The following is a 12500-nucleotide window of genomic DNA, read 5'->3' as shown; positions in this document are numbered from 1 at the left end:
CTGGCTGTCGCGGCAGACGGGGGGTGCGAGGCGCCGGATGGAATGCGCGGATCCATCGTCGGGTATCCGTTTGCTGCGGGAAAACCAGAGCTTCCTGGTAGGAAGTTGTTCATATTGCAGCAAAGAATGCGGGTTACTACCAAGTCGAGAGACGAATGAAGGCCGGGTTTTTACTTATTCTTACGGCTTTCGTTGTTTTTGCGCAAAAAACCAACGAAAAAGCCCGTCTCCAGGCAAGCCGAAGACGGGAAAACACTCACTGCTGAAGTAAGCACTTCGAAACATGGGCCGGATGCCCCGGCCCATGCCTGAGCCGGGCTTAGAACTTGTGCTGCAGGCCGATGGCGATTTCGCGCTTGTCGCCCAGGGCCTTGTTGTCCGTGCGGACGATCACGTCGGTGTACTGGTTGAACAGGGCGTAGATCATGGTGCGCTTGGACAGCGTGTAGTTGTAGCCGATGGCGTAGCCATTGATGGCCTTGTCGGCGCGGCCGGCGTTGATGTTGGCGTTGTCGTTGCGCTGGTAGGTGGCGAACACGGAGTGCGCGCCGAACGGCACGGTCACGCCCAGCAGGTACGAGTTCTCCTTCTCGGCGTTCGACTTGTAGCCGGAGTTCTGCAGGCGGCCGTAACCGGCGTGCAGCTTGGCCACGCCGAAGTCGTAGGTGGCGCCCAGCTGGATGTTCTTCAGGTCGGAGCCGCCCACGCCCGCACCGGGAGCCAGGTCGGCCGCGTTCTTCTGTTCGTACGTCAGGACGGCCAGCAGGGGGCCGTTCTGGTAGCGCAGGCCCAGCGAGTAGGCGGCGTTGTCGGCGTCGTTGCCGGCGGTTTCGCTGCCGTTGGCGTTGAAGCTGTAGCCGGCGCCGACCTGGAAGCCGCTGAACTTGGGCGACAGGTAGAAGGCGCTGTTGCTGAAGCGGTCATCGATGCCGCTGACGTTGAAGACGGTCTTGCTCTGGGCCTGCGAGTAGGCGTTGCCGAAGGGGTTGATGGCGCCGCGGAACCAGTTGAAGCCCAGGGAGTCCTGGCGGCCCAGGCGGATTTCACCGAAGTTGCCCGACACACCGACCCAGGCGGCGCGGTCGAACAACTGGCCGCTGGCGCTCTGGATGCCCGTGTCGGCCTTGAAGCCGCTTTCCAGCTGGAAGTTGGCCTTCAGGCCGTTGCCCAGGTCTTCCACGCCACGCAGGCCGAAGCGCGAGCTGCCGGCGATGCCGCTTTCCAGCCCGTTGGTGGCCGATTGGCCATCCTGCTTGCTGTTCATGAATCCCATGTCGACGATACCGTACAGCGTCACGCTCTGGGCTTGCGCGGTGCCGGCGAAGCCAGCCAGCAGCGCGGCGGCGATGAGGGTCTTTTTCAATTGAGAACTCCAGATGGATTTGTGTGATGTGGCACGAGGGCGTTGCTCAAGTGCTCGGACGAGAGGATGACGATCCAACATGAGGCGAAAATGACAACGGGGTTGCGTCGCGCCGGACGTTGTTCAAGAACAACGAATCGGGGATTGCCTATACTGGAATCTGTTCATGTCGCTGTCCGGCCATGTCCGGACCGGAGGTCGCAATGTCGGGAACCGCATCCTTTCGCCGTATTTCCCTGCTGGACCGGGTGCTGTCCGAGGCGGATCGCGCCGTGCGCGTGCTGACGGGGTCGGTGTCGGCGCAGCGGCCGAATCCGGCGGGACGCCTGTCCGCCGCTGCCGAGGGGACGTCCGGGGACGCTTCGGGCCCGGCGTTGACGGAAACCGAGCGCAAGCACGCGGCCGGCCTGATGCGGGTCAATCATGTGGGGGAGGTGTGCGCCCAGGCGCTGTACCGGGGCCAGGCGCTGGTCTGCGACAAGCCGGAGACACGCCAGGTATTCCTGGACGCGGCGGCCGAAGAGACCGATCACCTGGCCTGGCTGGACGACCGCCTGCGCGAGCTGCGTTCGCATTCCAGCCTGTTGAATCCGTTCTGGTATGCGGGGGCCTTCGGGCTGGGCATGCTGGCGGGCAAGGCGGGCGAGGCCTGGAACCTGGGCTTCATGGCGGAAACCGAGCGGCAGGTGGAGCGCCATCTGGACGGACACCTGGGTACGCTGCCGGCCAGTGATGCGCGTTCGCGCGCGATCGTCGAACGGATGGCCGCCGACGAGCGCCAGCATCGGGTGACGGCGGAGCAGCGTGGCGGCGTCGAGCTGCCCGCTCCGGTGCGGGCAGCGATGCGGTGCGGGTCCAGGCTCATGACCTCCACCGCGTATTACCTCTGACGCGCTTCAGTCGGCTTCGACGATTTCCACCGACCAGGTCAGTTCCGCGGTCTTTTCGAGCATGGCCGAGGCCGAGCAGTACTTTTCGTGGGAAAGCTGCACTGCACGCTCGACCGCCGCGGGCGGAAGGTTCTTGCCCGTTACCGTGAAGGCGAAATGGATCTTGGTGAAGACCTTGGGGTCGGTGTCGGCCCGCTCGGCCTTGAGCGCCACCGTGCAGCCGCGCACGGCATGGCGGCCGCGCTTCAGAATCAGGACGACGTCGTAGGCCGTGCAGCCGCCTGTTCCGGCCAGCACCAGTTCCATCGGCCGGGGCGCGAGGTTGTTGCCCCCGCCGTCCGGCGCGCCATCCATGACGGCGACGTGTCCGCTGCCCGTCTGGGCGGTGAACAGCATGCCCTGGGGGCCGCCCCAGCTTACGATGCATTCCATGATATTCCTCGTGCTGCGATAGAAAGTTGACGATCAGCACGATGATAGCGGGTGGGAGGCAGGTTTCGCGGTTGTCGCCGGCTCCGGCCATGTTGCGATGCGGCGAAAACTGCGACAAATGGTCGCGCCCCCTGCCGGAGCTGTTCCAGGGCCGGATTTTTTCTCCGCAACGTTGCGGAGTGGTGGGATGGTTTGTGTATAACTTATTGATTGGTAAGGGGTTTTTTATCGGCATCCACATCGGTTTTTGTACGTAGGCAACAACCCTTAGGGGTTCTTGCATCGCACAAAAGATCTCTCTATAATTAACCCAACGGATGACGCTTTGTATGTCGACACGGCCTCGGGCCCCTCGGCATCGTCGGATTGCCCCGCAAAGCCCATCTACCGGTGTCTCCTCCACCCTCCTCCTTTGGTGGATTAGCCCGAAGCCGCAAGGCTTCGGGCTTTTTTTTGCCCGTACCATGCTGCTTCGCATCAAAATATGTCGACAGCACATCCGCATCCATGGCTGAGCAAGCCTGAGTCGCCTGAAAAGGATGGGGAGGGGCGCGCAGAACCGCGCTAAAAAAGGACTTAACTTGTTGATATAAAAAGAATTTTGCCTGTTGAAAATTGATACCGCATGGTGGTGAACAGGTCAAAAAAAACTTCTTGCATCGCACAAACCGCTTCCCTATAATGGGTTCAACGGATGACGCTTTGTATGTCGACACGGCCCCGGGCCCCTCGGCATCGTCGGATAGCCCCGCAAAGCCCATCTACCGGTGTCTCCTCCACCCTCCTCCTTTGGTGGATTAGCCCGAAGCCGCAAGGCTTCGGGCTTTTTTTTGCCTGTTTTCGGATCAGCGCATCATCGTGCCGCCACCCGTGGAGCCGCCATAGCTGCCGCCGGTCGAGCCGGCGCCTTGCATCAGCGCGCCGTACCGCTGCATCAGGGCAGGATCCTGCTGGACGGCTGCGTTGATGGCGTTGAACTCCCGCACGGTCAGCCCTTCGCTCCAGACAGCCTGCGCCTTGCGGCCATTGGCTTCGTCGAAAGTGGCGTTGGTGGGCTCGCCGCCCGCGGTGGTGGCGGCGGCCGCCCCGGTTCCGGGCGACACCGCGTTCACTTTCCTGGCGGCGTTGGCGAAGCGCTGCAGCTGATCGTCGGTAACCGACTGCGGCGATATCGTCGAGGCCTGCTGGGTGGACGTGTCGCGCTGGGGCGCCGCGCAGGCGGCCAGTCCCGCGGCCACGGCTCCGGCGGCCAGCATCGTCTTGATCGTTTTCATCGGACGGTTCTCCATAAGGCACTGTGAACGGCCTAGTGTCTGCCCTTAAGTGGCGCCGGGATCTTTTCTTATGTATGGATGTTTATCAAAGCATGAAGCGCGGCCGTGGCATCACAGGGGAAGCGGGCGGTGGCGTCGGATATCGTTACAGCTGGACCGGGGGCCGGATGGCGGCCGCGGGTGGGTCGGCGCATGGCCTTTGACTTTGCGGGATATTCCGGGTTACCATCTTCTGCTTACCCTTTTTCCGTACCTGCAGTTCACAATGCCGAGGCGGGATCGGGGTGACTGCCGTCAGGAAGCCCGTAGGGGGCTTTACGGGCACCAGATATGTCACAGAGATCATCATGAAAACCTTCGTTGCGAAACCGCATGAAGTGACGCGTGACTGGTACGTGATTGACGCCAAGGGCAAAGTCCTAGGTCGTGTGGCCAGCGAAGTCGCACGCCGTTTGCGCGGTAAACACAAGCCTGAATTCACGCCTCACGTCGATACCGGCGACTACATCGTCATCATCAACGCCGCCGATATCGTCGTCACCGGCAACAAGGCGCAGGACAAGCGCTACTACCGCCACTCGGGCTATCCCGGCGGTATCACCGAAACCACGTTCCTGAAGATGCAGCAGCGTTTTCCTGGTCGTGCGATCCAGAAGGCCGTCAAGGGCATGCTGCCCAAGGGTCCCCTGGGCTACGCCATGATCAAGAAGCTGAAGGTGTACGCAGGATCCGAACATCCGCACACCGCCCAGCAGCCCAAGCTGCTGGACATCTGAGGAGCCGCGCATGATCGGTAACTGGAATTATGGAACCGGCCGCCGCAAGACCTCGGTGGCGCGCGTGTTCCTGAAGAAAGGCTCGGGCAAGATCACCGTCAACGGCAAGCCCGTCGACGAGTACTTCGCTCGCGAGACCGGCCGCATGATCGTTCGCCAGCCGCTGGAACTGACCGGCCACCTGGAAACCTTCGACTTCCACGTCAACGTCCACGGTGGTGGCGTGAACGGGCAGGCCGGCGCGGTGCGCCACGGCATCACCCGCGCGCTGATCGACTACGACGCGACGCTCAAGTCCGCGCTGTCGCAAGCCGGCTTCGTGACTCGCGATGCCCGCGAGGTCGAGCGCAAGAAGGTCGGTCTGCACAAGGCGCGACGTCGCAAGCAGTTCAGCAAGCGCTGATCGGCTTCGATCCCCCTCGTCCCGTTCCGGCTCCGGCCGGCGGGCGAGACAAGAAAGGCCGCAGCGATGCGGCCTTTTTTTCGCTTTGAGCGGCGCTCGCCCGAAGGGGCGTCACATCGATGCTGCCGAGCGTGGGGTATTCTTATTCATCACATGTCGCAGGGCACCGTCCCGCTTTCCCGGGCCGGGAAGCGCAAGGGACTCCAGGAGATTGCAATGGCCAAGATCAAGGTAGGTATCGTCGGCGGCACGGGCTACACCGGCGTGGAACTGCTGCGCCTGCTGTCGCAGCACCCGAACGCGGAGCTGACCGCGATCACCTCGCGCAAGGAAGACGGCATGCCGGTGGCCGACATGTACTCCAACCTGCGCGGCAAGGTGGACCTGGCGTTTTCCTCGCCCGACAAGGCCAGGCTGACCGAATGCGACGTGGTGTTCTTCGCGACGCCCCATGGCGTGGCCATGGCGCAGGCGCAGGAACTCCTGGCCGCCGGCGTCAAGATCATCGACCTGGCCGCCGATTTCCGCCTGCAGGACCTGGCCTCGTTCGAGAAGTGGTACAAGATGCCGCACGCCTGCCCGGACGTGCTGCGCGAGTCGGTCTACGGCCTGGTCGAACTGAACCGCGAGAAGATCCGCGGCGCACGGGTCGTGGGCAATCCCGGGTGCTACCCGACCACCGTGCTGCTGGGCCTGGCGCCGCTGCTCGAGGGCCGGGCCAAGGCGTCGCCGCTGGTGGACGCGTCCACGCTCATCGCCGATTGCAAATCGGGCGTGACCGGTGCCGGGCGCAAGGCCGAGCTGCACATCCTGTTCTCGGAAGCCAGCGACAACTTCAAGGCCTACGGTGTGTCGGGCCATCGCCACCATCCCGAGATCGTCGAGCACCTGCAGACCCTGCACGGCGGGCCGGTAGGGCTGACCTTCGTGCCGCACCTGACGCCCATGGTGCGCGGCATGCATTCGACCATCTACGCCCGCATCGACCCGAAGGCGCGCGACGTCGATTTCCAGAAGCTGTTCGAGCAGCGCTATGCCGATGAGCCGTTCGTCGACGTGATGCCCGCGGGCAGCACGCCCGAGACCCGCTCGGTGCGTGCCTCCAACATGATCCGGATCGCCGTGCACCGGCCCGGCAACGGCGACCAGCTGGTCGTCCTGGTGGTGCAGGACAACCTGGTCAAGGGCGCATCCGGCCAGGCCGTGCAGAACATGAACCTGATGTTCGGATTGCCCGAGGACGCCGGGCTCGGCCAAGTGGCGGTGCTGCCCTGATGAAGCGGCGGCCGCTGTTTCCGGCGCTCGTGCCGCGCAGGCTGCGGCGCGGCGCGGGGCCGGCTGCGCGGGCCGACGGGACGGGACTGCCCCCTGCCTCGCCGTGGCGGATCGTGGTCCTGGTATTGCTGCTGGCGCTGGGCGCTGCCCTGGGAACGGGGCTGTACGAGTCGGCACGCCGAATCTTCGGCGGGCCCCAGGTTTCGGCATCCGAACTGGCGCAATTGCGCGCCGAGCACCAGCGGCTGATCGCCGACAACGAGCGCTTGCAGGGCAGCCTGGCAGCCGCGGAAAGCCGCCTGGAGATCGAGCGTGCCGCCAAGGACCAGCTCGCGGCCGATTTGCGGGCCGCGCAGAAGGAAATGGGCGACATGCGCAATGACCTGGCCTTTTTCGACCAGCTCATTCCCATGGATCCGCGCCAGGCCCAGGTCAATATCCGTTCCGCGGAACTGGAGCGGCAGGGCGAACTGCTGCGCTATCGGGTGCTCCTGATGCGCGGCGGGCGCCCCTCGGGCGAGTTCAGCGGGCGCTTGCAATTCTCGGCGTCCGGCGTGCGCGCGGGCGCCGCCACCACGATAGACCTGCATCCGTTCTCGGTCCCGACCGACGCGCTGGCAGGGGACGGCGCCCCGGTCGCGGCCCGGCCGGCCGCCGACCCGCTGGCCGTGCGGTTCCGGCAGTATCAGCGCGCCGAGGGATCGCTCGCGGTCCCGGCCGGCTTCGTGGTGCGCAGCGTCACGGTGCGCGTGGTCGAGGGAGGCGTGGTGCGCTCGCAAAGCACCGTCAACCTGCCGGCCTGAGGCCGCGGGCTTGAACCTTGGCGGTGCGCCCGCATCTAACGGGTGTGGCCGCCGACCGGAGTGTCCCTGGCGGCGCCAGGGTTGAAATCAAGCGCCAATAGCGGTTGAATTACCCATTAACCAGATGATTTACAGCGCATGCGCGGCACGGGCCGTGCCTACGCGCAGGCAAGGAGCAGTCATGAACGCAGCAGTCGAACAAGCCAGCCTCGAGGCCCCGCCGATGGGCCTCGTCTTCACCGATGCGGCGGCCGCCAAGGTCAAGGAGCTGATCGATGAAGAAGGCAATCCGGCGCTCAAGCTGCGCGTCTTCGTGCAGGGCGGCGGCTGTTCCGGCTTCCAGTACGGCTTCACCTTCGACGAAGACGTCAACGAAGACGATACGCAACTGGACAAGAACGGCGTGCAACTGCTGATCGATTCCATGAGCTTCCAGTACCTGGTCGGTGCCGAGATCGACTACAAGGAAGGCCTGGAAGGCGCGCAATTCGTCATCAAGAACCCGAACGCCACGTCCACCTGCGGCTGCGGGTCGTCGTTCTCGGTATAAGGCGGGGGCCCACAGGGGCCGCGCCGTTCCGTCCTTTCTTCCAGGGCGCCCTCGCGCAAGCCAGGGCGCTTTTTTCGTTTTCGCTCCTGACCGGTCCGCCCGGCGTGCTTCATGGCTCTCATCGCTCTGACCGACATCGAACTGGCCTACGGCCACGTCCCTCTTTTGCACCGTGCCAGCTTCTCGGTGGAGGCGGGCGAGCGGGTGGGGCTGATCGGCCGCAACGGCACCGGCAAGTCCTCGCTGCTCAAGCTGCTGGATGGCCGCTCCCTGCCCGACGACGGCCTCATCTCGCGCCAGGACGGCCTGAAGGTCGCCACGGTGGAACAGGAGCCGGTATTCGACGAATCGGGCACGGTGTTCGACGCCGTCAGCGAGGGCCTGGCCAAGGGGCGCGACCTCTTGCGTGCCTACCAGCGCCTAACCCACGAACTGGCGGAAACGGCCGGCGGAGCGGACCACGACGCGCTCCTGGCCCGGCTGCAATCCCTGCAGGCGGAGCTGGAGGCGCACGACGGCTGGACGGTGCAGGCGCGGGTCGAGGCCACGCTGGCCCGGCTGAACCTGCCCGCCGATGCGCCGGTGGCCGGATTGTCGGGCGGTACGCGCAAGCGCGTGGCGCTGGCCCGGGCGCTGCTGGGCGATCCTGATCTGTTGCTGCTGGACGAGCCCACCAACCACCTGGATTTCCAGGCCATTGCCTGGCTCGAGGAATTGTTGAAGGCCTTTCCCGGCAGCATTGTCTTCATCACCCACGACCGCCGCTTCCTGGACGCCGTCGCCACTCGCATCGTCGAACTCGACCGCGGCGAGCTCTCCAGCTTTCCGGGATCCTTCTCCACCTACCAGATGCGCAAGGCCGAGATGCTGGAGGCCGAACGGCTGGAGCAGGCGCGTTTCGACAAGCTCCTGGCCCAGGAGGAAGTGTGGATACGCAAGGGCGTCGAGGCGCGCCGCACGCGCAGCGTCGGCCGGGTCAAGCGGCTGGAGCAGCTGCGCCTGCAGCGGGCCGAGCGCCGCGAACGCATGGGCAAGGTCAGCATCGACGTGGCCGAGGGACAGCGTTCGGGCAAGCTGGTGGCCGAACTGACCGATGTGTCGAAGTCGTTCGGCGACAAGGCCGTCATCCGCTCGTTCTCGACCACGGTCATGCGCGGCGACCGTATCGGCCTGATCGGACCGAACGGCGCGGGCAAGACCACGCTGCTCAAGCTCATTCTGGGCGAACTGGCCCCCGACACGGGTTCGGTCAGGCAGGGCACCAATCTGTCGGTGGCCTACTTCGACCAGATGCGCAGCCAGCTGGACGAGGACATGGCCCTGGCCGACGTCATCAGCCCGGGCAGCGAGTGGATAGAGATCAACGGCCAGCGCAAGCACGTGATGAGCTACCTGGGCGACTTCCTGTTCGCGCCCGAGCGTGCCCGCTCGCCGGTCAAGAGCCTGTCCGGCGGCGAGCGCGCGAGGCTGCTGCTGGCGCGATTGTTCGCGCGGCCGGCCAACGTGCTGGTGCTGGACGAACCCACCAACGATCTCGACATCGAGACGCTGGAACTGCTGGAGGAACTGCTGCAGGACTACTCGGGCACGGTCTTCCTGGTCAGCCACGATCGCATGTTCCTGGACAACGTCGTGACGCAGACCATCGCCTACGAAGGGGATGCGCGCTGGCGCGACTACGTGGGCGGCTACGACGATTGGGCGACGCAGCGCGCCAGGGCCGAGGAAGCCAGGTCGGCCGCGGCCAAGCCCGCGCGCGAGGCCGCCCGCGACGAACCAGCCGCTCCCGCCAAGCCCGGCCGTTCGCGCCTGAGTTCCTGGGAAGCGAAGGAACTGGAGAGCCTGCCCGACGCCATCGCCGCGCTGGAGGCCGAGCAGCAGGAACTGAACGGGAAACTGGCCGACGGATTGATCTATCGCGACGATCCGGCCGGCGCGACCGCCATCCAGCAGCGCCTGACGGCGATCGAGGACGAACTGATGGCCAAGCTCGAGCGCTGGGAACTGCTGGAAAGCAAGCGGGGCTGACCCTGCGCGGTTTCAGCCCGCATCAGGCCGTCCGGTGTCGTCGCCCTACGCAGGGTAATAGGCGCCCAGCACACGGGGACCGGCCGCGCCGGTCACGGCGGGCAGGTTGCCGGACAGGCCGGCGACATGGCGATGGGCCAGCCAGGCGAAGGCCAGGGCCTCCATTTGCTGGGCAGGCACGCCCGCGTCGTCGCTGGGTGCGACGGGGCAGGGCAACGCGTCGGCCAGGGCCCGCATCAGGCCGCCGTTGCGTGCGCCGCCACCGCAGACCCACACCTGCTCGCAGGCGGGAAGCTGGCGGCGTATCTCGCGCGAGACCGTTTCGACCGTCAGGGCCTGCAGCGTGGCCTGCACGTCGGCCGCGGCCAATACGCCGTGGCGGGCCTGCCAGGCCTGCAGGCGCTGGTCCAGCCATGACGTATTGAACAGGTCGCGTCCGGTGGATTTGGGCGGCGGGGCCGCCAGCCACGGTTCGGAGGCAATGAGTTCCGCCAGCAGGTCTGGCCGCATGGTGCCGGAGGCGGCGTAGCGGCCGTCTTCGTCGTAGTCCCGGCCGGTATGCCGTGCGCACCAGGCGTCCAGCAGCAGGTTGGCCGGGCCGGTGTCGTAGCCCACCACGCCGGCGGGCGACAATAGCGTGACGTTGGCGATGCCACCCAGGTTGACCACGGCGCGCGGCCGGTCGGTGCCGAATATCGCCGCGTGGAAGGCCGGCGCCAGCGGGGCGCCATGTCCGCCCGCGGCCAGGTCGCGACTGCGCAGGTCGGCCACGACCGCGATGCCGGACAGTTCGGCCAGGCGGGCGGGGGCGTTCAATTGCACGGTGTAGCCGGCATCGGGACGGTGGCGGACGGTCTGCCCGTGGGCGCCGATCGCGCGAACCCGCGCGGCGTCCAGGCCGGTCCGGGCCAGCAGTTCGGAGATGACCTGCGCATACAGGTCCGCCAGGGCCAGGCCGGCTTGCGACATCCTGTGGATCTCGTCCGGACCCGGCGTGTTCAGGGCCAGCAACTCCGCCCTCAGGGCCGGCGGCATGGCGACGTCGGCATGCGCGAGGATGCGGGGCCGGCCGCCGTCGAACACGGCGGCCACGCCATCCACGCCGTCCAGGCTCGTTCCGGACATCAGGCCGATGTACGGTTCGGCCATGGCGGACGGCCTTATTGGGCGGCCAGCGACATGTCGCCCGCCGGCATGCTGTAGTCCTTCAGCTGGGCGAGCAGCGACATCTGGTGGCGCAGGGGATCGGTCTGCTGCTTGAACAGCGCCAGGCCGCGGGCGCTGAGCTCGGGGGCCTGCGGCAGGGCGACGGTGAGCGGATCGACCGGCTTGCCGGCGATGCGGAACTCGTAGTGCAGGTGCGGGCCGGTGGCCCAGCCGGTCGAGCCGACGCGGCCGATGAACTGGCCCTGGCTGACGCGGGAGCCCTTGGACAGGCCCGGCGCGAACGCGCTCATGTGGGCATACAGCGTGGAATACTGGCCGTGGTGGCGGACCACGACCACGTTGCCGTAGCCGTTCTGCTTGCCGATGAAGTCGATGGTGCCGTCGGCGGTGCTGCGGATGGGCGTGCCGGTGGGCGCGCCGTAGTCCACGCCCTTGTGCTCGCGCCAGGTTTTCAGGATGGGGTGGAAGCGGCGCGAGAAACCGGAAGTGACCCGGGTGAACTCCATGGGCGCGCGCAGGAAGGCCTTGCGCAGGCTCTTGCCGTCGAAGGTGTAGTAGCCGCCGCTGACGCCGGGCTGCTGGTCGAACCAGACGGCCTGGTAGGGCGTGCCCTTGTTGACGAATTCCAGCGCGATGACCTTGCCGGCCCGCACGTAGTTGCCCTGGTGCGTATAGGTTTCGTAGACCACGTTGAAATGGTCGCCGCGGCGCAGGTCGCGGTGGAAGTCGATGTCGCCCGACAGGATCTCGGCGATCTGGGTGGCGACGCTGTCGGGGATGTCGGCGGCATCGGTGGCGCCGAACAGCGAGCTGTAGATCTCGCCGTGGGCGATGCGGGTCTCGCGCTCGGTGTCCAGCTGCACGTCGCGGGCCGACAGGCCTTGCGCGGAGCGTTCGATCTGCAGCATGCGCGAGACGACCTTGTCGCCGGACTCCGCGCCCGGGGTATGGATGTAGCGCAGCCAGCGGACTTCGCCTAGCGCGTCGGTGGAAGCCTGGACCACGCGGCCGGGGTAGAGCTGGTAGAAGCTGCGGGCGTCCGGCGAGGTGCGGATGAAGCGCTCGAGCTCGGGATCGTCCACGCCCAGGCGGTTCAGCAGCGTGGCGACCGAGTCGCCGCGCTGGACCCGTTCTTCGCGGATGAAGTCCGGCGCCTTGGCCTCCTGCTCGGCGACCTGTTCGGACAGGTCCGGCAGGGCCAGCGACTCGACGATGCGGGTCGTGGGCAGGGTCGAGGCGTCCGGCGCCAGCGGCGCGACGCCGATGGCGGCGGCGGTCACGAACAGGCCGGCGGCGCCGGTGCCGATGACGATGCGGCGTTTCAGCGGCGACGAGGTGATGGTCAGGGTGGCGGGATGGGAGGTGATGCGGGAGAGGGTTTGTTGCACCGCTGCGGCGATGCGCTTGAGCATCGCGCCGGCGATGCCGGAAAACTTACGATTCATGCGGCCTGGCCCCTGGGGTCGGTTGGGCTAGAATTGCTTCGGAGTGCGGGTCCGGAGCGCGGCGTGTCTCGGGCCCCGTTGTATTGCCGCAACT

12 protein-coding genes are annotated in these 12500 nt (G+C 66.2%); 7 read left to right on the top strand and 5 right to left on the bottom strand.

What is annotated here, in order from left to right:
* Positions 1-319: 319 nt before the first annotated feature.
* The gene (locus tag CDO46_RS26880) at positions 320-1363 is read right to left on the bottom strand and encodes a porin (protein ID WP_165963334.1); all 1044 of its coding nucleotides are present in this window, start codon (positions 1361-1363) and stop codon (positions 320-322) included.
* 203 nt (positions 1364-1566) lie between these two features.
* Between CDO46_RS26880 and coq7 the strand changes: the two genes are divergently transcribed.
* A complete protein-coding gene (coq7, locus tag CDO46_RS26875) occupies positions 1567-2253 on the top strand; it encodes a 2-polyprenyl-3-methyl-6-methoxy-1,4-benzoquinone monooxygenase (protein ID WP_087841639.1) in 687 nt (228 codons plus the stop codon).
* Positions 2254-2259: 6 nt separating this feature from the next.
* Here coq7 and CDO46_RS26870 read toward each other — a convergent pair whose 3' ends face one another.
* Both CDO46_RS26870 and CDO46_RS26865 read right to left on the bottom strand, forming a co-directional pair.
* Positions 2260-2685 carry an OsmC family protein gene (locus tag CDO46_RS26870; RefSeq protein WP_087841638.1) on the bottom strand — a complete coding sequence of 142 codons (426 nt, stop codon included), beginning with the start codon at positions 2683-2685 and terminating at the stop codon, positions 2260-2262.
* Between the two features lie 845 nt (positions 2686-3530).
* A complete protein-coding gene (locus CDO46_RS26865; RefSeq protein ID WP_165963336.1) occupies positions 3531-3959 on the bottom strand; it encodes a DUF4168 domain-containing protein in 429 nt (142 codons plus the stop codon).
* Positions 3960-4306: 347 nt separating this feature from the next.
* On the opposite strand from CDO46_RS26865, the gene rplM reads away from it, so the two are divergent.
* From rplM to CDO46_RS26835, 6 genes are all read left to right on the top strand, one after another.
* Complete coding sequence (gene rplM / locus CDO46_RS26860; protein ID WP_087841636.1) at positions 4307-4735, top strand: 50S ribosomal protein L13; 429 nt, start codon at positions 4307-4309, stop codon at positions 4733-4735.
* Between the two features lie 10 nt (positions 4736-4745).
* Entirely contained in the window at positions 4746-5138 is a 393-nt protein-coding gene (gene rpsI, locus CDO46_RS26855; RefSeq protein WP_087841635.1) for a 30S ribosomal protein S9, read from the top strand.
* A gap of 216 nt (positions 5139-5354) precedes the next feature.
* Positions 5355-6413, top strand: coding sequence for an N-acetyl-gamma-glutamyl-phosphate reductase (gene argC / locus CDO46_RS26850; protein ID WP_165963337.1), 1059 nt, complete (start codon positions 5355-5357; stop codon positions 6411-6413).
* Positions 6413-7216: a DUF6776 family protein gene (locus tag CDO46_RS26845; RefSeq protein ID WP_087841633.1), complete on the top strand. Its 804-nt coding sequence runs from the start codon at positions 6413-6415 to the stop codon at positions 7214-7216. The genes argC and CDO46_RS26845 overlap by 1 nt, the downstream gene beginning before the upstream one ends.
* A 181-nt stretch (positions 7217-7397) precedes the next feature.
* Entirely contained in the window at positions 7398-7766 is a 369-nt protein-coding gene (gene erpA, locus CDO46_RS26840; RefSeq protein WP_087841632.1) for an iron-sulfur cluster insertion protein ErpA, read from the top strand.
* 111 nt (positions 7767-7877) lie between these two features.
* Positions 7878-9794, top strand: a complete 1917-nt coding sequence (locus tag CDO46_RS26835) for an ATP-binding cassette domain-containing protein (RefSeq protein WP_087841631.1) — start codon at positions 7878-7880, stop codon at positions 9792-9794.
* Between the two features lie 45 nt (positions 9795-9839).
* Here CDO46_RS26835 and CDO46_RS26830 read toward each other — a convergent pair whose 3' ends face one another.
* Together CDO46_RS26830 and CDO46_RS26825 are read right to left on the bottom strand one after the other, a co-directional pair.
* Entirely contained in the window at positions 9840-10943 is a 1104-nt protein-coding gene (locus CDO46_RS26830) for an anhydro-N-acetylmuramic acid kinase (RefSeq protein WP_087841630.1), read from the bottom strand.
* An 11-nt stretch (positions 10944-10954) separates the two neighbouring features.
* Positions 10955-12406, bottom strand: a complete 1452-nt coding sequence (locus CDO46_RS26825) for a M23 family metallopeptidase (RefSeq protein ID WP_243724672.1) — start codon at positions 12404-12406, stop codon at positions 10955-10957.
* Positions 12407-12500 lie beyond the last annotated feature (94 nt).

The sequence above is a fragment of the Pigmentiphaga sp. NML030171 genome (assembly GCF_002188635.1).
Classification (GTDB): Bacteria; Pseudomonadota; Gammaproteobacteria; order Burkholderiales; family Burkholderiaceae_B; genus Pigmentiphaga; species Pigmentiphaga daeguensis.
The sequence above is the reverse complement of the archived record's forward strand: the minus strand, read 5'-3'. Positions and strand labels throughout refer to the sequence as shown.

Excerpts from the sequence above, each read along its gene's own strand:
- coq7 (WP_087841639.1), top strand. The coding sequence starts at position 1,567 with ATGTCGGGAACCGCATCCTTTCGCCGTATTTCCCTGCTGGACCGGGTG.
- CDO46_RS26870 (WP_087841638.1), bottom strand. The coding sequence starts at position 2,685 with ATGGAATGCATCGTAAGCTGGGGCGGCCCCCAGGGCATGCTGTTCACC.
- CDO46_RS26865 (WP_165963336.1), bottom strand. The coding sequence starts at position 3,959 with ATGAAAACGATCAAGACGATGCTGGCCGCCGGAGCCGTGGCCGCGGGA.
- rplM (WP_087841636.1), top strand. The coding sequence starts at position 4,307 with ATGAAAACCTTCGTTGCGAAACCGCATGAAGTGACGCGTGACTGGTAC.
- rpsI (WP_087841635.1), top strand. The coding sequence starts at position 4,746 with ATGATCGGTAACTGGAATTATGGAACCGGCCGCCGCAAGACCTCGGTG.
- argC (WP_165963337.1), top strand. The coding sequence starts at position 5,355 with ATGGCCAAGATCAAGGTAGGTATCGTCGGCGGCACGGGCTACACCGGC.
- CDO46_RS26845 (WP_087841633.1), top strand. The coding sequence starts at position 6,413 with ATGAAGCGGCGGCCGCTGTTTCCGGCGCTCGTGCCGCGCAGGCTGCGG.
- erpA (WP_087841632.1), top strand. The coding sequence starts at position 7,398 with ATGAACGCAGCAGTCGAACAAGCCAGCCTCGAGGCCCCGCCGATGGGC.
- CDO46_RS26835 (WP_087841631.1), top strand. The coding sequence starts at position 7,878 with ATGGCTCTCATCGCTCTGACCGACATCGAACTGGCCTACGGCCACGTC.
- CDO46_RS26830 (WP_087841630.1), bottom strand. The coding sequence starts at position 10,943 with ATGGCCGAACCGTACATCGGCCTGATGTCCGGAACGAGCCTGGACGGC.
- CDO46_RS26825 (WP_243724672.1), bottom strand. The coding sequence starts at position 12,406 with ATGAATCGTAAGTTTTCCGGCATCGCCGGCGCGATGCTCAAGCGCATC.